This is a genomic window from Vogesella sp. EB, assembly GCF_001037925.1.
Taxonomy (GTDB): domain Bacteria; phylum Pseudomonadota; class Gammaproteobacteria; order Burkholderiales; family Chromobacteriaceae; genus Vogesella; species Vogesella indigofera.
In genome coordinates this window covers 139,504-159,894 of the sequence record NZ_LFDT01000002.1, presented here as the reverse complement: position 1 = coordinate 159,894, position 20,391 = coordinate 139,504, and the positions used below count along the sequence as shown (strand labels likewise).

The following is a 20,391-nucleotide window of genomic DNA, read 5'->3' as shown; positions in this document are numbered from 1 at the left end:
TTGGCATCCCAGATGCAAGCCCCGTATCGGATGATGCGGGGCTTTTTGTCGTGTGCCGGCGCTCGTACCGCGGCCTATACTGCATTGCGCACCCCGCGTGCGGCTGGCCAGCCGCCGCGGCGGTCAGCTCGTGGCGCCCGCCGCTAGTCACAACTGTCTTTTTCGTCGTTCCGCGTGGTGATTTCTGCCGCAAAAATGCTGATCAATACTGATTTTCCTGCCAGCTTTCCTGATGTTATATTTTCAACAGTTGCTTGAATCTGTTTTTACTGTAACCTACGATGAAGCGTAGCAAACCCAGCCGGCATCAGAGAGGAGGGCTTTCATCACGGTCTGGGATTGTCAGGACGAGGTGTAGTACCGATAGAGCTTTGGCGGTGGTGCCGGCGCTTGCTGGCGCAATCGCCTCCATGCAAGAAGCCATGCGGTGTGAACGTTATCGGCACGTGCCATGAGGTGGGAATCACGCGTGCGATTCCTTGGCAGGAACCGCCTCTACATTGCGATCTAATGGAGGCACAAAATGTTCTCATTAACCAAGCTAAGAAAGGCGCTGTCCGCCTTCGCCCTGTGCTGTCTGGGCGTCATGGGCATGGGCATCACGCCGTTCGCCTTAGCAGATAACCCGGCAACCTATTTCCAACTTGACGGCGACATGAAGGGCGGCACCCAAGAGAAGCCGGACTGGAGTGATGTCTTTGACAGCAATCTCCCTGCTGTCGGCGCCACCCCGAAAGCGTCGCTGCCTAGCGGCTTCAGTTCGCCAACCTTCGTCGTTGACTTTTTTCCGGCCACCAGCAACGACAACAGCCTGTTCGCTACCGGGAGTAAGGATACCCTGAACATCACCCCGGGCTGGCAGTGCAAGAAGACCAACAACGTCAATGACAAGACTGATATCAACAATGCCTACGCGGTTGCCTACATCAATCCAAACAATCACCTGATTGTCTACTTTGCTCTGGATGTGGCCTCCAATGACGGTACCAAGGATGTCGGTTTCTGGTTCCTCAAGGACCCGGATGTCAGCTGCCCTGCCGGTAGCGGCACAACCTCATTCGTCGGCAATCACACCGATGGCGACGTATTGATCGTGTCCGAATTTACCAATGGTGGCCGCGTCAGCGAGATCAAGGCCTACCGCTGGAACGGCGGCGCGAATGGTTCGCTTGGCACGTCACCGATCGCCTCTGGTGGCGAGTGCAACGGCGATGCTTTTAACGTTTGTGCCAGGGTCAACACTGCCGTGCTCAACGGCGATGGCGCCAATGCCGATGTGCCTTGGCTGGTAAAAAGCAAGACCTCCAATCCTAGCGGCCCTGCCTACACCAGCAGCAAGGATCTGGATATCGGCATGTTCTTCGAAGGCGGCATTGACCTGACTGCGGTCGGTATCTCCGGATGCTTCAACCGCTATCTGGCCGATACCCGTTCGTCGACCTCGCTCGGTGCCACCATCTTCGACTTTGCGCTGGGTGATTTCTCCAACTGCAGTATTGGCGCGGCCAAGGCGTGCACCCAGGCAACCGTGAATAGCGACTTTGCCACCTTTACCAGTCCGTTTACGGCCACGGTCACCAACTCCAGCCCAACCGGAACCGTCTATGACGTAACCATTAACGAGAGCTTCAACTTTGCCAATACCGGCGAAACCAGCTGCACCATCACCAGCAACACTGGCGATCAGAATGTCAACGGCACCGAACTCATTACCGGCACGCCGGTGAAAGTGGCCAGCAGCCTGGCTCCGGGAGCGAGCGTAACCGTCGGCATTTCGTGTGTCGGCAGCCTGAACAGCTTCCAAAATGCTATCCATGCTGCGGCCGGTTCTGCACCAGGGCAGAGCGATATCACGAAGGATGCGGTGGTCAGTGCCGTCAGCGCGAGCGCTTGCCAGGCGACAGTGACGGCGGATCTGGATATCACCAAGGTCTGCAAAGGGATGCAGCTGGTGGCCGGTACCAATGGTCTGCTGGCGCTGCAAACCGATGTCAGAGTCGAGGTGACCAATCCGAGCACTTCCAACCAGTCGGTGACCATCACGACTCCGGTTGATACCAAGGTCAGCACGCTGAACCAGGTTGATTGCATCACTGGCCTGGCCAAGTCGGATCTGGTACTGGCACCAAACGAGACTGCCTGCTTCCTGGGTAGTTACAACCCGACCAATGCCGATCTGGTCAATCCGCCGTCCAGCGCCGCGTTCACCGATGGCGTGAGTGTAACGGGCGAGGGCAGCATCAATGGCACCTTCACCGCAGGTCCGGTGAATGCCACCTGCTACCTGTGCGATACCGACCTTGATGGTATTCCGGATGTCACTGATACCAGTGACTGACCGGCCGGGACTGCAGTAAACAAACCGCCTTTCCTGAGCATTGGGAAAAGCCAGGGCGATGGGTCGCAAGACCCATCGCCCTTTTCATCTGGCGTCGGCACCACGGGCGCCGTCCCCTGCGCTTACTTGCTGCGTCCCTTGGCCCTGGTCGTGGTGGTCGTGCTGCTGCCGATCACGTAGCTTGACGCGCCGCTGCCACTGTATGCGGTGGCACTGCTGTTGCTGGCCTTGGCTCCGATGCTGTAGCTCCCGGCCAGCGCCGAGCCTGGCGAGGTGACCGTCAGGGTGGTCGATGCGCTGCTGCCGGCGGCGAGGCTCAGGCTGGCGTTTTTCCAGCTGCCGCTCCAGCCGCTGGGCAGGCTGCCTTGCAGGCTGAAACTGGCGGCGCTGCAGCTACTGCTGTCGTTATTGGTGACCGCGACGGTGTAGGTCACCGCGGTGCCGGCTACGACCGTGCTGCCTGGCGACGACATCACCAGCGACGGGTTGGCGCGGGTGCAGGTGCTCTTGGCAAACGTGACATCCACGCCGATGCCGCTGCTGTTGGCCCAGGTCGGGGTGATGGTCACGCCTGCGCTGGTGTCGGTATAGCTTTGTCCGATCACCAGGGCCGGGTCGGCCAGATCGGCGGTGGCAGAGTAGGACAAGCTGCCCGGCGTCATGTCCAGTGCGTAGCTGCTCGACGCGGCACCATCCGTGCCGGTGCGTACCCACACCCCCGCAAAGATATTGCCCGGCTGATAAATGCTGTTGGTGCTGAAGTAGTAGTCAACCCCGATCGGTTGGCGGTACTCAAGGTAATACCAGGTCTTGGCGCCGGTGACCGGGTCGGTACTCTTGAGAATCTTCAGCCCCTTGGCGTTGCTGCCGCTCGTCTCGATCGGCTCGATCACATAGCTGCCGCTGTTCTGCACCGTGGTAATGGCAGGAGAGGCGCTGTAGTTCAACCAGCCCAGCCTTTCCTTCTGGAAGGCATTCAGATGCCCCGTTTGCCATCCCATGATATCGACGCGGTCGCCATACTCGACATAGGTGCAGCTGTTGCCGGTGGCGCTGACATCGCAGTCCAGGCCGTGCGAATGCCACAAGCCGAGAGCGTGGCCCAGCTCGTGCCCGACCACACTGAGCGACATGGTGCCGTTGATGAAGGACTGCGAGGGAACGCTGCCCACCGAGGACAGGCCGCCCCAGCTGCAGCTGCTGGTATTGGGAAACGCATACACAACGCGGGCATAGCCGGAGAGATCAACCCCGGCGGCACTGGCCGCCGCCTTGGCGGCGCTGGCGATGTTGTCGCTGTTGCAGGTATCGGTGCTGTTGAGCGGCAGCGTGTACCAGCCGAATACCTTGCCGCTGAACGAGGTCTGCTGGTAAGAGTTTTCCAGGTAGAAATTGTTGACGGAGCCGCTGGCGCTGCCGAACACGAAGCTGTGCCACTGCTCAGGCGTCCAGGGCTTGTTGGCAGGCTGATCCTGGAAGTTGACCAGCAGCACCGCCGTACTTTGCACCCCCAGGGCATTGATCCCCGTCGCCGGTGCCGCCAGGTACTGGTAGCTGGTGTCGCCACCGGTTTCCAGCATCAGGCTGTTGCCGCTCAGCGTGCCCTGTACCCGTACCTTGCTGCCCGGCTCATGCTGAGGCTGTTTTGTCTTGAATTTAAGCTCGTAGCGTTGCCCCGCTTCGGTCTTCAGGAACTGCCGCGAGTGGCTCTTCTTGTTCTTGAAGTCATCTTCGGTCCACAGCTCCAGCTCGCCTTCAAGCTGGATTGGCTTGGCGGCCACGCTGGCTGGCAGGGCCGGTGTTGTCTTGCCTGACGCCAGGGTGATACCTGGTGCCGCAAGCAGCAGAAGCAGCAAGCAGGCGCCCGGCAACATCGTCGGCAGGCCGAAACGTTGGCCGCAGGCACGCATTGCGCGTTGAAGCATGACATTCCTCTCATCATCAAAAGAAAAGCCCATCCCCCGCAACTGCCTACACCACTCATGACCATACTCGTAGAAGGCACATTTTCTGAAAACAGACTAAATGTTTTCATTGATGCAGTTTTATTAGTATCAGCGTCTGCTTGAAAGTGTTTTGTTGCGTGTGTGCAGCTGTGCACCGGTTAACTGCGGCTCCGGGCGGCGGGTGATGAATATTCCGAGAATTTACTTAATATTGAAGAGCGAACTATACACAAGAAACTGGTAATGGCAATATTGCCAAAAATCAATCGATGAAATATATAAATGTGATTGTTTTTATTGTTGTTTTTTGATTTTGTCATGATGGATTGTTTATTTTATATTAAACAAAATGATATTAATCATTCCGATATTTTATTGATTCAAACTGCTGTTTTTTAATTCATAAGCAATATACATTGCTTGGTGGCAATAAATAACCCGGAATAGATTAAAAGTAAACTTGGAAGGGTGATGCCAGGACGACAGCGCCGCACGCCGGCGCGCAGCGTGCATGCGGCGGGGCAGGAGGCGGGATCGGAACGGGGCAGGGAATGTGGCGCGGCGGCAGCGGGTCTGCGGCCAACGTTGGCGGTGCGGAGAAGGAAATGCGGGTGCGCGCGCGCCAAGCCGCTTGGCCGTGCGGTGGCGACGGCGCTGCCAACGCCGCGCCGGCACATCGTGCCGGCGGGAGGTGTGGCGCGCCGGACTAGCCGCTGTTGCGGCTAGCCGGTACCAGACGGCAGTCGTGCTGTGGGGCTTGTCGGCGAGGCCGGTTCAGGGCGTGGTGTTGCCCAGCAGCTGCTCTATTCGTGCCGCCGGTATCGCCCCGGCAACGCGCTCGTTATTGGCGAAGATCAGCGTCGGCGTGCCGGTAATGCGGTGGGTGCGCGCCAGTTTGGCCAGATTGGTGATCGGGGTGTCGCACTCGCCGCTGCCCTCCGGCACGGTGTTGTCGTGCACCGACGCCAGCCAGGCCTTGGCGCGGTCCGGTGCGCACCAGATCTTGCGCGACTTCAGCGTGGCACCGGGGTGCAGCTGTTCGATGGGGTACAGGAACACGTAGATGGTGACATCGTTGACCTTCTGCAGCTCGCGTTCCAGCTGCTTGCAGAACGGGCAATCCGGGTCCTCGAATACGGCGACCTGGCGCTTGCCGTTGCCCCTGACGATCTTGATCGCCTGCTCGAAAGGCAGCTTGTTGAAGCTGATCTCGGACAGCACTTTCATGCGCTCGGCGCTCAGGCTTTGCCGGGTCTGGGCATTGATCAGATTGCCCTGGATCGCGTAGCTGACCTTTTCATCGACATAGAATAACTGGCCGATGGCATAAACCTCGTACAAGCCGGTCAGCGCCTCCTTTTTCACCGAGGACACCTCTGCGCCGGGGAAGCGTTCTTCGAATGAGCGTTTCACCGATTGCTCGTCCGCCACCGCCAGTGCCGACAGCAAGGCGGTAATCAGCAGTGAACTGCGCAGCAGCATTCTCATGATGAATCTCCCGATGGCCGATAAATGCAGAAAAGATCAATCCGATATAGTTCAGATTGGGTTTTGCTGCCGACTATTCATCATCCGTAATGGGCAGATTCATGTTTTATGGTGATTGTTTGTCATGGCGGGTTTTTATCGGGATCACCGCAATGCGCTGGCACGGCGGTCGCGCGGCCATCCCCGGTCACCGCTCGGTCAATGATGTTCGCCGTGCAGTGGTGGCCGGTTGCAGTGCCGGCTTGCGGCCAACCTTGTCGCCGCGGCGAGCCGCGGTGGCCTGGCCGGCAGCTGGTAAAGCGTGGTGCTGATGCCGGCATGGTGATCATTATTTTTAATCGAATGGTATTTCAATAGTAATACTGCTTGAGCGTCATGTTGCCGTGCTCATTCACCTTGGCGCACCGTTTGCCGGTCAAGCCTTCGCCACGCTGGCAAGGCGTCATGACGCTGCTTCAAGTTTTTAACATGTCATGAAATTTAAAATCAGCGCGCGGGTTTTTGCTGAATGGCGCCGTACAAGACGGTGCAATCCGCCGCGCTGCCTGGCCGTGGCGTGCACCTTGCCGGTGCTGCCGCTGGCACCGCTACGGGGCAGACCAGGCTTGGCGCGGCGCGGTATCGGCGGGTTGTGCCGAGTGGTGGCGGCGGCCATTGCCTGCCGGATGGGGGGCGGCCTCACCTGCTGCGGACATGGCTGAAATGCACTCTGCGGCGGGTGTTAAATATTGGTTATTTTCTTTGTAGAAAACTTTATTGCTTATTGCGTGTTGTTGGTATTTTTAACATCAATAAATTATTTGATTTTCATGAGCTGGCCACTAAGATCAATTTGAGTTTGCAGCAATGCGGTGGTGGCGGTCCGGGCCGGGGAGGCGGCGGATTGGCGATTGCGGCTGATTACAAAGCGATCATAAGGGGAAGTGAGCCATGGGAAGCCGTCAGTCAATTGCGCGTTTGCTGCGCCTGAATCTGGGTGACACCACGCGGCAGATACTGGACCAGGCCGTCGATGCCGTGGTCAGTATTGATGACAATAACAATATTACCTATTTCAACCCCGCCGCCGAACGGCTGTGGGGCTACAGCGCGCTGGAGGTGCTGGGCCAGAACGTGAAGCTGCTGGTGCCGCAGCTGATCCGCCACGATCACGACCGGCTGGTGAACGCCAACCGCGAAACCGGCGTCGACAAGATCGTCGGCAGCAGCCGCGAGGTGCTGATCGAGCGCAAGGACGGCGGCAAGGTGTGGGGCAGCCTGTCGCTGTCCAAGGTGCAGCAGGGCAAGTCGATCACCTATACCGCCTTTGTGCGCGACATCACCACCGAACACACGGCGCGCGAAAGCATCCGGCAGACGCTGGAGCAGGCGCTGGACGCGGTGGTCAGCATCGACGAGCACAACCTGATCACCTTTTTCAATGCCGCGGCCGAGCGGCTGTGGGGCTACGCGCGCAGCGAGGTGCTGGGGCAGAACATCAAGATGCTGGTGCCCAAGGACATCCAGGGCAGCCACGATGGCTACGTCAACGCCAACCGCCACACCGGCCAGGACAAGATCGTCGGCACCAGCCGCGACGTGCCGGTCTTCCGCAAGGACGGCACCCAGCTGTGGGGCAACCTGTCGCTGTCCAAGGTGGAGATCGAGGGCCGCATCACCTACACCGCCTTCGTCAAGGACATCACCAAGGAGCGCCAGGTGCGCGAGGCGCTGAACCAGACGCTGGAGCAGGCGCTGGACGCGGTGGTCAGCATCGATCCGGACAACAACGTCACCTTCTTCAACGCGGCGGCGGAGCGGCTGTGGGGCTACGAGCGGCGGGAGGTGATCGGCCACAACGTGAAGATGCTGGTGCCGCAGATGATCCAGTCGCAGCACGACGAGCTGGTCAACGCCAACCGCCGCACCGGCGTCGACAAGATCGTCGGCACCAGCCGCGAGGTCTGCATCGAGCGCAAGGACGGCAGCAAGGTGTGGGGCAGCCTGTCGCTGTCGCGGGTGCGCTGCGGCGATCGCATCAGCTACACCGCCTTCGTCAAGGACGTGACCCGCGAGCGCGAGGCGCGCGAGATGATGAACCAGACGCTGGAGCAGGCGCTGGATGCGGTGGTCTGCATCGACGAGCACAACCTGATCACCTTTTTCAACGCGGCGGCGGAGCGGCTGTGGGGCTACGAGCGCCGCGAGGTGATCGGCCACAACGTGAAAATGCTGGTGCCGCAGGCGATCCAGAGCAATCACGACCATCTGGTCAACGCCAACCGCAGCAGCGGCCAGGACAAGATCGTCGGCACCAGCCGCGAGGTCAGCATAGAGCGCAAGGACGGCAGCAAGGTGTGGGGCATGCTGTCGCTGTCCAAGATCCGGCTGGAAGGGCGCATTGCCTACACCGCGTTCGTGAAGAACGTGCAGGGCGAGCACGAGAGCCGCGACACCACCGACGGCGCGATGAACGCGGTGCTGGCCTCCAGCAACCAGATCGGCCAGATCGTGTCGGTGATCGACGAGATCGCGGCGCAGACCAATCTGCTGTCGCTGAACGCGGCGATCGAGGCGGCGCGGGCCGGCGAGGCCGGGCGCGGCTTTGCCGTGGTGGCGGACGAGGTGCGCAAGCTGGCCTCGCGCTCGTCGTCCTCGGCCAAGGAGATCAACGGCCTGGTGGATGAAACCAAGCAGCGCATCAGCGAGCTGGCCAATTCGCTGCAACGGCTGTCCGGCTAGCGCGCAGCGGCTGTTTCCGGTCCTGCACGCCGACCGTCTGCCGACGGTCGGCGTTGTCATTGGCGCGCCGCGCACCGCCGACGATTTTGCTGCCGCAGCGGGATCCGGCCGCACAGGGCCACGCGCCCGTGCGCCGCTGGCGCGCTTGCCAGGGCGACAGACACGCCCGGTATCGGGTCCGCCCGTAGCCCGCACTCGCGCGCCTGACAAGTGCCGGCGGTCGCGGCATGATGGTGGCGGGCCGCAGCATGCTTGCGGCCAACCTTTGGAGCCGCCATGTCCTTGCTTGCCACCGCCCGGCGCTGGGCGCATCAACTCAAGCGCGATGTCGTCACCGTCTACTTTGCCGCGCGCCATCCGGCCACGCCGCGCTGGCTGCGGCTGCTGGCCTTACTGGTGGCCGCCTACGCGCTGAGCCCGATCGACCTGATCCCCGATTTCGTGCCGCTGCTCGGTTATGTCGATGACTTGCTGCTGCTGCCGCTGGGTTTGCTGCTGGTGCTGCGCTGCCTGCCGCCGGCGGTGCTGGTCGCCTGTCGCGAACAGGCGGCACAGCTGCTGACGCGGCCACGCAGCCGCCGCGCGGCGGTGGTGATCGTCGGCCTGTGGCTGGGCAGCGCGCTGGCGCTGGCGTGGTATTGCTGGCCGCGCTGAGCGCCTTGGCGCCGCTTCACCCCCGGTGGCGACTCGATCCCAATGGCGCGATACGGCGTCAAGTACCAGTCAGGCATGTGCCGTTAGCACTGCTAAACACCGCTGCCGCGGCCGTTGTCGCCTTGTCTCGCGTGCGCTGGTGAGGCGGTGAGCACGCTGCTTACAGCAGCATTTTCAGCGCCAGCCCGAGCACGGCGCAGCCGGCGATGACGTGGATCACGTTGCGCTTGAAGCGGAACAGTGCCACCGCCGCCAGCAGCGCAATCAGCAGCGACGGCCAGTCGAGGCCGCCAGCAAAGCCGTGCGGCCACAGCACGTGGTAGCCGAAGAACAGCGCCAGATTGAGGATCACGCCGACCACGGCGGCGGTGATGGCGGTCAGCGGCGCGGTGAACTTGAGGTCGCCATGGGTGGCTTCCACCAGCGGCCCGCCGGCGAGGATGAACAGGAAGGAGGGCAGGAAGGTGAACCAGGTCACCACGCCGGCGGCGACAGCCCCGGCAGCAAACAGAGCCTCCGGCCCGAACAGCGCCTGGCCGTAGGCGCCGACAAAACCGACAAAGGCCACCACCATGATCAGCGGCCCCGGCGTGGTTTCGCCCAGCGCCAGGCCGTCGATCATCTGCGTCGCCGTCAGCCAGCCGAAGTGTTCCACCGCCCCCTGGTAGACATAGGGCAGCACCGCGTAGGCGCCGCCGAAGGTCAGCAGCGCCGCCTTGCTGAAGAACCAGCCCATCTGCGGCAGCGTGTGCGGCCAACCATAAGTCAGCGTCAGCAGCACCATCGGCAGCAGCCACAGCAGCGCACCCACCGCCAGCACCAGTCCCAGCCGGCGCCAGCAAAAGCGCGCGTGCGGTGGTGACGGCGTGTCGTCGTCGATCAGCGCGGCGCCGAACGACTGGCCGGCGGCAGCGTGTCCCCCCGCGCCGTGGAAGGCGGCCGGTACCAGACGGCCGCCGACATGGCCGGCCAGCGCGGCCGCGGCCACGATCAGCGGGAACGGCAGCCGTAGCACGAAGATGGCGACAAAGGATGCCGCCGCGATGCCCCACAGCAGCCGGTGGCGCAGCGCACGCAGGCCGATGCGGTGCGCGGCCTGCAGCACGATGGCGGTGACCGCCGGCTTGATGCCGTAGAACAGGCCGGCCACCAGCGGCACCTCGCCAAAGGCGACGTACAGCCACGACAGCAGGATCAGCAGCAACAGCGACGGCAGCACGAACAGGGTGCCGGCGATGATGCCGCCCACGCTGCGGTGCATCAGCCAGCCGATGTAGGTGGCCAGCTGCTGCGCCTCCGGGCCGGGCAGCAGCATGCAGTAGTTCAGCGCGTGCAGGAAACGGCGCTCGGACAGCCAGCGCCGCTTCTCCACCAGCTCCTGGTGCATGATGGCGATCTGCCCGGCCGGGCCGCCAAAGCTGATCAGCCCCAGCTTGAGCCAGAAACGGAAGGCCTGCCACAGGCTGACGGGGGCGGGGGGCTCGCTCACGGCGAGCTTGGCGGTGGCGGTGTCGGGTGGTGTCATGGCGGTGGATGGTCGAGGGTGACAGGTGCGGGCGCTCGCCCGGGCTTTCGGCAATGCGGCTTGCGGCCAACGTTGGCCGCATAGCGCTGCCGGTCGGCGGTACTGCACGGATGGCGCAGGCGGTTTTTGGCAACGGCCTGCCAGCTTAGCGCGTTTGGCGCCGCCCCGAAACGCTGCCGTCCGCCGCTGGCCAGCGCGCCCGTGCCGGCGATGGGCGAAGGCGGCGCCATTATCTATGCTGTATAAAAGCCACGCCCGGGCGCGGCCGGCTGCATCGCCGGCCACCGCTTCGGGTAACATGCCGCAAGGTAGGCGGCTGGCCGGTGCGCGGGTACTGGCGCGCCGCCGCCGCGACCGTTGCACCTGTCCCCCTCGCCGGTGTGCCGAAGCGGCGTCAATCAAGGATCAATGTGGCATGACAGGTCATCCCCGTAATCGTTTTATCCTGCTGTCGATCGCCAGCTACGTCGTGTGCGGGCTGTTGTGGATCCTGTTGTCCGACCACCTGTTGCTGCTGTTTGCCGATGCCGACGCGCTGACCCGGTTGTCGACCGCCAAGGGCGTGTTCTTCGTCATCGCCACCGCGGCATTGTTCTTTTTCCTGCTGCGCGCGGTGCCGCCGCTTGATGCGACGCAGCGCGAATCGCTGCTCGGCAGCCTGACGCTCAGCATCGACCGTGAGCGGCGGCCGCACTGGCTGCTGTATGTGTTCGCGGTGGTGATCACCGCCGCGGTCATGCTGCTGCGCCTCAACATCCCGGTCGATTTCGCCGTGCGGCCGATGCTGATCCTGTTCATGCTGCCGATCGTGCTGTGCGCGCTGCTCGGCGGCCTCGGGCCGGGGCTGTTTGCCACCGCGCTCGCCGCGCTGGCCACCGATCTGGCGGCCGAGCCGCACTTCCACAGCGCGGCCTCATCGCCCTACGTGCAGCTGCAATGGGCGTCGCTGGTGCTCAACGGCATCGGCGTCAGCCTGCTCAGCGCCTTGCTGCGCCAGTCGCTGGCCAAGCAGGAGGTCAACCGCCGCCTGCTGGATGCGGTGGTGTCCGGCACCACCGACGCGGTGTTCGTCAAGGACGAGCAGGGCCGCTACCTGCTGGTCAATGCCGCCGCCGCCGCCTTTGTCGGCAAGCCGGTGCGCGACATCCTCGGCCGCGACGACCGTGAGGTGTTCGATGCCGCCTCGGCGCAGGCGCTGATGAGCAAGGACCGCGAGGTGATGGCCGCCGGCGCGGTGCAGACCGCCGAAGAGCGGCTGACGCTGCCGGACGGCAAGGCGATGGTGTTCCTGGTCACCAAGGGGCCGATGTTCGATGGCAACGGCCGCATCAACGGCCTGTTCGGCATCTCGCGCGACATTACCGAGCGCAAGCGCATCGACGACGAGCTGCGCTATGTGCTGAACGAGGCCAGCGATGCGATCTGGGTGACCGCGGCCGACGGCCGCTTCCTGTTTGCCAACCCGGCCGCCTGCCGCCTGAGCGGCCACCCGCTGCCACTGCTGGAGCAGCTGCACTTTGTCGAGATCCTGGCAGCCGAGAGCCAGGCCGAGCTGCCGGCGCACCTGCAGCAGCTGCAGGCCGCCGCCTTCCTGCGCCGCGAATGGCAGCTGCGCCATGCCGACGGCCATCAGCTCACCGTCGAGCTGACCACCGGCCGCATGCAGGATGGCCGCTACATGATCTTCGGCCGCGACCTCACCGAGAAAATGCGCGCCGAGCTGGCGCTGCAGGAGCGCGAGCAGCAGCTGGCGCGGGTGATCGACGGCTCCGACCAGGGCTACTGGGACTGGAACCTGCAAACCAATGCGTTCGAGGTCAGCGCGCGCTGGGAAACCATGCTCGGCTACACGCCGGGGGAAATGGTGATCACCGTCGAGCGCTGGCCGGATTACGTGCATCCGGAAGACCTGCCGCGGGCGATCGACTCCATCCAGCGCCATCTGTCCGGCGCGGCGCCCAGCCACGAGGTGGAAATCCGCTGCCTGTGCAAATCCGGCGCCTGGCGCTGGATGCTGTCGCGCGGCCGCATCGTGTCGTGGGACGCGCACGGCCTGCCGCTGATGATGTCCGGCACCCATACCGACATCACCGAGCGCAAGCTGTTCGAGCTGGCGCTGAAAGAGGCGGCGGTGGTGTTCGACAGCAGCTACGAGGGCATCATGGTGGTCAACCCGGCCGGGCGGATCACCAAGGTCAACGCCGCCTTCTCGCGCATTACCGGCTACCGCGCGGACGAGGCGGTCGGCCAGTCGCCGAAGCTGCTGTCGTCCGGCCAGCACGACGCCGCCTTTTACCGCGAGATGTGGGATTCGGTGCGGCAGCATGATTTCTGGCGCGGCGAAATCTGGAACCGGCGCCGGAACGGTGACTGCTATCCCGAGCTGCTGTCGATCTCGGTGGTGCGCGACGAGCTGGGCCAGGTGCGCCACTACGTTGGCATCTTCTCCGACATCAGCCAGCTGAAGGCGCACGAGGCCGAGCTGGAGCGCATCGCCCACTTCGACCCGCTGACCGGCCTGCCGAACCGGCGCCTGCTGTCGGACAGGCTGGGGCAGGCGATCCGGCACACCGCGCGCAGCGGCAAATCCTGCGCCGTGTGCTTCCTCGACCTTGACGGCTTCAAGGCGATCAACGACCAGTACGGCCATGCCGCCGGCGACCAGCTGCTGATCGGCGTCACCGACAACCTGAAGGCGGTGCTGCGCGCCGACGACACCCTGGCGCGGCTGGGCGGCGACGAATTCGTGGTGCTGCTGGTGGACGTGGCCGGTACGGAGGAGTGCGCGCTGGTGCTGGAGCGACTGCTGGCGGCGATCCAGCAGGAAGTCTGCCTTGGCGATGCGGTGGTGCGCGCCTCGGCCAGCATCGGCGTCAGCCTGTATCCGCAGGACAATGCCGACGCCGATACCCTGCTGCGCCATGCCGACCAGGCGATGTACCTGGCCAAGGATGCCGGCAAGAACCGCTACCAGATGTTCGACCCGGAAAGCGACCGCAAGGCGCAGGCGCACCGCAAGGAGCTGGAGCTGCTGCGCCACGCGCTGGACAACGGCGAGTTCGTGCTCTACTACCAGCCGAAGGTGGATCTGGAGAATGGCGACATCATCGGCGCCGAGGCGCTGATCCGCTGGCGCCACCCCGAGCGCGGCCTGCTGGCGCCGGACGCATTCCTGCCGCTGCTGCACGGCAGCGAGCTGGAGAACGCGGTCGACGAGTGGGTGATCAACACCGCGCTGGCGCAGGCGTCGGCGTGGCACGACGCCGGGCTGGTGATGCGCGTCAGCGTCAATGTCAGCGCCGGCTACCTGCTGGCGCCGACCTTCTATGCCGATCTGGCACGCGCGCTGCACCGCCACGGCAATGTGCCGCCGGCGCACCTGGAGCTGGAGGTGCTGGAGACGGCGGCCATCGCCGACATGGAGCAGGCGGTCGCCATCCTGCAGCGCTGCCGCCAGCTGGGCGTGCACTTTGCGCTGGATGACTTCGGCACCGGCTATTCGTCGCTGACCTATCTGCGCAAGCTGCCGGTCGACACCCTCAAGATCGACCAGAGCTTCGTGCGCGACATGCTCACCGATGCCGACGATCTGGGCATCGTCGAGGGCGTGATCCAGCTGGCGACGGTGTTCGAGCGGCAGGTGATCGCCGAAGGGGTGGAAACGCTGCAGCACGGCGCGGTGCTGCGCCGGCTCGGCTGCCGGCTGGTGCAGGGCTACGGCATTGCGCGGCCGCTGGCCGCCGACGCCTTCCCGCACTGGTGCCGGCAGTGGCAGAGCGATGCCGCCTGGCGCGCACTCACCGAGGCCTCCTGAGCGCCTGTTCACAGTCGCGTGCAGTCACGCCAGACCAGGAAAAACGACTTAGGAAGCAGCTGTTAGCCGGGTATAAACAAGCATGCCGAAGGCGCTGTATCGCCCCATTGTCATCCGTCGCCGCAGACATTGAACCGCTTTTGAGCGCCGGCGTAGGTCGCCGGCGCATTGTCCATCCCAATTTTCCGGGTTGATTACGCCATGCCGAGATTTGCCTTTGCCCCGCCGCATCCCCGCCTCGCCCTGCGCGTGGCGCTCAGCCACCACGTCGCCAACGGCCTGTCGGCGGCACTGGGGCTGCTGCTGATCTCCGCCGCGGTGCACCTGTGGCTGGGCGCCCTGGCCGCGGCGGCGGCCTCGGTCGGCGTGGTGGTGTGCATTCCGCCGGACCAGCCGGCGCCGCGGCGCGGCAAGCTGCGGCAACTGCTGCCGGCGGCGCTGCTCGGCCTGCCGCTGTTCCTCGGCACGCGCTTGCTGCACGGCGATGCGCTGCAGCTGGGCTTGCTGCTGCTGCCGGCCACCTTCATCGCCTTTCTCGCCGCCGCGTGGGGCAAGCGCGGCATTCCGCTGTCGGTGTCGATCATGTTCGCGATGCTGTTCGCGATGGCGATGCCGGCGCACGACGGCACCGCGCCGGTGCTGGCCAGCAGCCTGCACTTCGCGCTCGGCGCCGGCCTGTACCTGCTGTGGGCGACGCTGGCCAATGCCTTGCTGAATGGCCGCTACCGGGTGGTGCTGCTGGCCGACACCCTGCTGGCGCTGGCGGAGCTGATGCGGCTGCAGGCGCAGCAATTCCTGCCGCCGGACAGCGACGAGCGGCGCCGGGCGCCGTTGATCGGCCGCCTGCTGCGCGAGCAGGCGGCGCTGACCGACCAGCTGCAGAGCGCGCGCAACATCCTGCTGGAGTCGCCGCGCACGCCACGGCGGCAGCAGCTGGCGGCGATGCTGCTGCAGGTGCTGGAAATGCGCGACCACCTGCTGGCCTGCGAGCTGGATCTGGACGCACTGAAATCCCGCCCCGGCCACGCGCCGGTGCTGGGCGTGCTGCACGAGGTGCTGCAAACGTTGGCCGCAGACATCGCGCAGCTGGCCGACAAGCTGCTGTACGGGCGCACGCCGTCGCCGGTTGCCAGCCTGCGGCCGCTGCTGGCCACGCTGCACTGGGCGGAAGCGGAAGCGGCCGCCGAGTCGCAGGCGCCGTCGGCGGCGATGCTGGCGCGCGGGCTGGCCAACCGTGTCGGCAACATCAACGACGAGGTGGTGCGGCTGGTGGCGCTGGCGCGCGGCGAGCAGGCGCCGGATCTGACCGGGGTACGCGCCAGCTGGCAACTGTTCGTCAGCCCCACCGCGTGGTCGTGGCGGCCGTTCGTCGGGCTGTGGCGCTGGGATGCGCCGCCGCTGCGCCACGCCATTCGCGCCGCGCTGGCGGTCGGCGCCGCCTACGCGCTGGCGCAGGTGCTGCCGTGGGTGGCGCACGATTACTGGATCCTGCTGACCATCGTGGTGGTGCTGCGCGGCAGCCTGGCGCAGACGCTGGAACGGCGTAACAGCCGTGTCGCCGGCACCCTGCTCGGTTGCGTGATCGCCGGCGCACTGCTGGCGCTGCAGCCGTCGTCGTGGCTGTTGCTGCTGGCGGTCACGCTCGCACAGGCTTTCGCCCACGCCTTTGCCGTGCGCCGCTATCTGGTGACGGCGGTGGCCGCCACCGTGCTCGGCCTGTTGCAGGCCCACATGCTGCATGCCGGCGCCAGCCCGGTGTTCGGCGTGCCGGAGCGCATTGCCGACACCCTGCTCGGTGTCGCCATCGCCTGGGCGTGCAGCTATGTGCTGCCGTCGTGGGAGCGGCACCAGATCCCGGCGCTGGTGGCGCGTACCCTCAGCGCGCAGGCACGCCATGCCTGCGTGGCGCTGGGGCTGGGCCAGTTGCAGGCGATCGACAACGAGCCGGAGCTGGCCTGGCGTCTGGCGCGGCGCGAGGCCTACGACAGCCTGTCGGCGCTGGTGCAGGCGACGCAGCGCTCGCTGGCGGAGCCGCGCGCGGTGCGGCCGCCGCTGGCGCCGCTGGGCTTGCTGCTGGCGCACAGTTACCAGCTGCTGGCACAGCTGACGGCGGTGAAGAGCATGCTGCTGTTGCGTCGCGACCGTCTGCAGCCGGAGCAGATCCGCCAGCCGCTGCAGCAGGCGGCGCTGTCCATCGACAGCACGCTGCAGCACGCCGGCGGCGCGGCGGTCGCGGCGGCGGAAGCGGCACCGGGGCCGGTGCTGCTGCCCGATCCGTTCGAGAGCGATCTCAGCCCGTGGCTGCTGCGCCGGCTGGAGCTGGCGACCCGCCTCGCCGGCCAGCTGCGGCAGGATGCCGATCAGGTGCTGGCGCCGGCAACCCCGACACCGGCAAGCCAGGCTGCGGCCGAATAAGGCTGAACAAGGCTGAACTGGCGGTCGCTTTCAGCCCCGCCAGGCGGCGACGCGTTTGCTGCCTTCCAGCAGCAGCAGGGTGGCGCAGCCGAGGGCAAATGCCGCCAGCCACAGCCCCGGCGCCGGCGGCACGAAGCCGAAGGCGCCGGCCAACGCCGGGATGCTGGTGATCAGCAGCAGGCTGAGCAGGGTGCCGCCCAGCACCCACGCCGCCACCGCCGACAGGCCCCCGAACAGTGCCTGCCAGCCGCTTTGTGCCGAGCGGTTGGGCAGGATCAGCAGCGCATTGGCGCTGACCAGCACGATGAAGGTCAGCGCCCGCGCGGTGGCGTCGTCGAGCGCCGCCGCCAGGCTGGCGGCGTAGGCGACGCCGCAGCTGAGCAGCACCAGCGCACCCTGCGCCAGCGCCAGAAGCAGTTGCGGCCGCGACAGCAGCGTTTCGCCGGCGCGGCGCGGCGGCTGCTGCATCTGCTGCGGCCGTTCCGGCTCGGCCTCGAACACGATGGAGCAGGCCGGGTCGATCACCAGTTCCAGAAAGGCGATGTGGATCGGCGCCAGGATCAGCGGCATGCCGAACAGCAGCGGCAGCATCGACAGCCCGATGATCGGCACGTGCACCGCCAGCGTGTAGCTCATCGCCTGGCGCAGGTTGGCGAAGATGCGCCGCCCGAGGCGGATCGCGGTCACGATGGCGGTGAAGTCGTCGTCCAGCAGCACCAGCGCGGCGGCCTCGCGCGCCACGTCGGTGCCGCGCTTGCCCATCGCGATGCCGATGTGCGCCGCCTTCAGCGCCGGCGCGTCGTTGACGCCGTCGCCGGTCATCGCCACCACCTCGCCGGCGGCCTTCAGCGCGTTGACGATGGCCAGCTTTTGCTGCGGCGTGACCCGTGCGAACACGTTGATGCCGGCCAGTTGCCGGCCAAGGTTGGCCGCATCGTCGCCCAGCGCCGCAAGCTCGCTGCCGGTCAGCGTGCCGCGGCTGGCGATGCCGGCCTGGCGGGCGATGGCGCGCGCGGTGTGCGGGTGATCGCCGGTGATCATCAGCACGCGGATGCCGGCCTGCTGGCACTCGCGGATGGCGGCGGGCACCTCCGGGCGCAGCGGATCGGCAAAGCCGACCAGGCCGAGCAGCTCGAAGTCGAAGTCATGCTGCAGCGACGGCCACTCCTGGTGCGGACTGTGGCGTGCCTTGGCGATGCCCAGCACGCGCAGGCCGCGATCGGCCAGCGTCGCCGCGTCCGCGATCAGGCGCGCGCGCGCCGCGTCCGGCAGGTGGCACAGCTCGGCAATCGCCTCCGGTGCGCCCTTGGTGGCGACCACGTCGTCGTCGTCGTCGCCGTCCTGCCGCCACAGGTGCGACATCGCCAGCAGCGCCGGCGACAGCTCGTACTCGCGCGCCAGCGACCACGCCGGGTGCAGGTGTTCGGTATCGGCCAGATAGGTGCGCGCATAGTGGTGGAAGGCCTGTTCCATCGGGTCGTGCGGTTCGATCTCGCTGGCCAGCACCGCGTATTCCAGCAGCTCGTGATAGGCCTCAGGCAGCTCGCCGCCGGGTAGCTGGCCGGTGTCCAGCAGCTGGCCGTCCACCGCCAGCGCCGCCAGCGCCATGCGGTTCTGCGTCAGGGTGCCGGTCTTGTCGACACACAGCACCGTGGTTTCCCCCAGCGTCTCGATGGCGTTCAGGCGCCGGGTCAGCACCTGGTGGCTGGCGATGCGGCGCGCGCCCAGCGCCAGGAACACGATCATGATCACCGGGAATTCCTGCGGCAGGATGCCCATCGCCAGCGTGATGCCGGCCAAGAGCGCGTCCAGCCAGCTGTCGCGCAGCAGCCAGTACAGCAGCGCCAGCAGCAGGCACAGGCCGACGCCCAAGAGCGCCAGCTGCCGCGTCAGCCGCGCGATCTCGTCGCGCAGTGGCGAGGCTTCGACGGCGATGGTGGTCAGCGATTTGCCGATGCGGCCCAGCTCGGTGTGCTGGCCGGTGGCGCACACCTGCAGCAGCCCCTGGCCGCGCACCACCAGCGTGCCGGCGTAGGCCGGCTCGCGCTGGCCGAATTTGGCCACCGGCTCCGATTCGCCGCTGAGCATGGATTCGTCGGTGGCCAGCTCGTGCGCCTGCAGCACCACACCGTCGGCCGGAATGCGGTCGCCCTCGCTGAGGATCAGGATGTCGTCGCGCACCACCTCGCGTCCGGCGATGCGCTGCGCCTCGCCGTCGCGGATCACCAGTGCGCGAGGGCTGGACAGGTCGCGCAGCGCCTCCAGCGCGTTCTCGGTGCGCCGCTCCTGCACGATGGTGACCGTCATGATGATGGCGACGAAACCGAGCAGGATCAGCGCCTCGTGCGCGTCACCCATCGCCAGATAGATGGCACCGGCGCCAAGCAGCAGCAGGAACATCGGTTCGCGCACCACCTCGCCGGCGATGGCGGCCAGGCTGCGGCGCTGCTCGGTGCCCAGCTCGTTGGCGCCTTCGGCGGCCAGCCGGGCGCGGGCCACGCTGTGGCTGAGTCCGCGGGGAGGGGCTTCGCTCATGACGGCTCCGGCAGGGGAAACAGGGCAGGGGTGCGTATAGCGGTTATAGCAGTCGGCACCGCGACTGGCGGTAGGGAGAGGCGTTCGCTTTTGGCGGATGGCGCCGGCGGATGGCTTACCGCTGGCGTGGGGAATGCAGGGAATGCAGGGAATGCAAGGAGTACAAAGCGTGCAGGAAACGGCTCAGTCGCCGGGCAGCGTCTCGCGCGGCAGTTGCAGCCGCTGGCGCAGGCGCTCAAACACGCCTTCGCGCTGCAGCTGGCGGAACAGGCGGGCATAACGGCGGCTTAGTTGCGGCGCGGTGCCGGGGCTGAACGCGAGGTATAGCGGGTTGGACAGTGCCGGCAGCGGTAGCACCGGCTGCAGCAGGCGCGGGTCCAGGCCCAGTTCGCGTGTCCGCCAGGCCAGCACCAGATGATTGGAGAACGGCAGCAGGTCGATGCGGCCGGCGTACAGCTTGCGGATATTGGACAGGTCGTCGCTGCTTTGCTGCAGGTTGCGCTCGTAGGCAAAGCCCTGTTGCAGCAGGTAGTCCGCCTTCATGTCCCGCGCGGTCACGCCCAGCTGCCAGCGCTGGGCTTCTTGCAGCGTGGCGGGGTTGACTTCGGGGCGGTCGGCCAGGCGCCACAGTCTGGCGTCACCGCTGGCGATGCGGCCGATCCAGCCGTAGCGCGCTTCGCGTTGCGGCGTGCGGCCAAGGCAGAAAATCAGCAGCCCGGGCGTGGTTTCCGCCATCTGGTAGGCGCGCGGCCACGGCAGGAACTGCACCGCCAGCGTATCGCCGTTGCGCGCTGCCAGCGCTTGCGCCGCTTCCAGCGCCAGCCCCCACGGTGCCGGCTGCTCGCTCTGGAACGGTGGAAATTCGGTGGTGACGGCGTGGATGACGGCCGCCGTGGCCGGGGTGGACAGCAACAGCAGGCACAGCAACAGCGATAACAGCGGGCGCGGCATCATG

Annotated in this window: 11 protein-coding genes; 6 read left to right on the top strand and 5 right to left on the bottom strand. The window is 65.6% G+C overall.

What is annotated here, in order from left to right; genetic code table 11:
• The first annotated feature begins 523 nt into the window (after positions 1 to 523).
• On the top strand, positions 524 to 2,338 hold the full coding sequence (locus tag ACG97_RS02215) for a hypothetical protein (protein ID WP_238377234.1): 1,815 nt from the start codon (positions 524 to 526) through the stop codon (positions 2,336 to 2,338).
• A 122-nt stretch (positions 2,339 to 2,460) separates the two neighbouring features.
• Here ACG97_RS02215 and ACG97_RS02210 read toward each other — a convergent pair whose 3' ends face one another.
• Both ACG97_RS02210 and ACG97_RS02205 read right to left on the bottom strand, forming a co-directional pair.
• A complete protein-coding gene (locus ACG97_RS02210) occupies positions 2,461 to 4,263 on the bottom strand; it encodes an NEW3 domain-containing protein (RefSeq protein WP_047965680.1) in 1,803 nt (600 codons plus the stop codon).
• 795 nt (positions 4,264 to 5,058) lie between these two features.
• The gene (locus ACG97_RS02205; RefSeq protein ID WP_238377233.1) at positions 5,059 to 5,772 is read right to left on the bottom strand and encodes a DsbC family protein; all 714 of its coding nucleotides are present in this window, start codon (positions 5,770 to 5,772) and stop codon (positions 5,059 to 5,061) included.
• 508 nt (positions 5,773 to 6,280) lie between these two features.
• Between ACG97_RS02205 and ACG97_RS17470 the strand changes: the two genes are divergently transcribed.
• The 3 genes from ACG97_RS17470 (at position 6,281) to ACG97_RS02195 (ending at position 9,147) form a co-directional block, all read left to right on the top strand.
• Positions 6,281 to 6,742, top strand: a complete 462-nt coding sequence (locus ACG97_RS17470) for a hypothetical protein (RefSeq protein ID WP_156167866.1) — start codon at positions 6,281 to 6,283, stop codon at positions 6,740 to 6,742.
• Entirely contained in the window at positions 6,703 to 8,493 is a 1,791-nt protein-coding gene (locus ACG97_RS02200; protein ID WP_047965678.1) for a PAS domain S-box protein, read from the top strand. Before ACG97_RS17470 ends, ACG97_RS02200 begins: the two co-directional genes overlap by 40 nt.
• A gap of 276 nt (positions 8,494 to 8,769) precedes the next feature.
• Positions 8,770 to 9,147, top strand: a complete 378-nt coding sequence (locus ACG97_RS02195) for a YkvA family protein (RefSeq protein ID WP_047965677.1) — start codon at positions 8,770 to 8,772, stop codon at positions 9,145 to 9,147.
• Positions 9,148 to 9,307: 160 nt separating this feature from the next.
• Here ACG97_RS02195 and chrA read toward each other — a convergent pair whose 3' ends face one another.
• The gene (chrA, locus tag ACG97_RS02190) at positions 9,308 to 10,672 is read right to left on the bottom strand and encodes a chromate efflux transporter (RefSeq protein WP_047965676.1); all 1,365 of its coding nucleotides are present in this window, start codon (positions 10,670 to 10,672) and stop codon (positions 9,308 to 9,310) included.
• Positions 10,673 to 11,087: 415 nt separating this feature from the next.
• On the opposite strand from chrA, the gene ACG97_RS02185 reads away from it, so the two are divergent.
• Positions 11,088 to 14,486 (top strand): EAL domain-containing protein, encoded by a 3,399-nt coding sequence (locus tag ACG97_RS02185; protein ID WP_053068031.1) that lies wholly within the window; start codon positions 11,088 to 11,090, stop codon positions 14,484 to 14,486.
• A 201-nt stretch (positions 14,487 to 14,687) separates the two neighbouring features.
• Positions 14,688 to 16,901 (top strand): FUSC family membrane protein, encoded by a 2,214-nt coding sequence (locus tag ACG97_RS02180; RefSeq protein ID WP_047965675.1) that lies wholly within the window; start codon positions 14,688 to 14,690, stop codon positions 16,899 to 16,901.
• A 30-nt stretch (positions 16,902 to 16,931) separates the two neighbouring features.
• Here the strand turns inward: ACG97_RS02180 and ACG97_RS02175 are convergent, their stop codons facing one another.
• Positions 16,932 to 19,436: a cation-translocating P-type ATPase gene (locus ACG97_RS02175; protein ID WP_047965674.1), complete on the bottom strand. Its 2,505-nt coding sequence runs from the start codon at positions 19,434 to 19,436 to the stop codon at positions 16,932 to 16,934.
• 183 nt (positions 19,437 to 19,619) lie between these two features.
• Positions 19,620 to 20,390: a transporter substrate-binding domain-containing protein gene (locus tag ACG97_RS02170; RefSeq protein ID WP_047965673.1), complete on the bottom strand. Its 771-nt coding sequence runs from the start codon at positions 20,388 to 20,390 to the stop codon at positions 19,620 to 19,622.
• Position 20,391: the final 1 nt, after the last annotated feature.

Bases quoted from the DNA above. Each gene is read 5' to 3' on its own strand.
- chrA (WP_047965676.1), bottom strand. From the start codon at position 10,672: ATGACACCACCCGACACCGCCACCGCCAAGCTCGCCGTGAGCGAGCCC.
- ACG97_RS02200 (WP_047965678.1), top strand. From the start codon at position 6,703: ATGGGAAGCCGTCAGTCAATTGCGCGTTTGCTGCGCCTGAATCTGGGT.
- ACG97_RS02185 (WP_053068031.1), top strand. From the start codon at position 11,088: ATGACAGGTCATCCCCGTAATCGTTTTATCCTGCTGTCGATCGCCAGC.
- ACG97_RS02215 (WP_238377234.1), top strand. From the start codon at position 524: ATGTTCTCATTAACCAAGCTAAGAAAGGCGCTGTCCGCCTTCGCCCTG.
- ACG97_RS02175 (WP_047965674.1), bottom strand. From the start codon at position 19,436: ATGAGCGAAGCCCCTCCCCGCGGACTCAGCCACAGCGTGGCCCGCGCC.
- ACG97_RS02170 (WP_047965673.1), bottom strand. From the start codon at position 20,390: ATGATGCCGCGCCCGCTGTTATCGCTGTTGCTGTGCCTGCTGTTGCTG.
- ACG97_RS02210 (WP_047965680.1), bottom strand. From the start codon at position 4,263: ATGCTTCAACGCGCAATGCGTGCCTGCGGCCAACGTTTCGGCCTGCCG.
- ACG97_RS02195 (WP_047965677.1), top strand. From the start codon at position 8,770: ATGTCCTTGCTTGCCACCGCCCGGCGCTGGGCGCATCAACTCAAGCGC.
- ACG97_RS02205 (WP_238377233.1), bottom strand. From the start codon at position 5,772: ATGAGAATGCTGCTGCGCAGTTCACTGCTGATTACCGCCTTGCTGTCG.
- ACG97_RS02180 (WP_047965675.1), top strand. From the start codon at position 14,688: ATGCCGAGATTTGCCTTTGCCCCGCCGCATCCCCGCCTCGCCCTGCGC.
- ACG97_RS17470 (WP_156167866.1), top strand. From the start codon at position 6,281: ATGGCGCCGTACAAGACGGTGCAATCCGCCGCGCTGCCTGGCCGTGGC.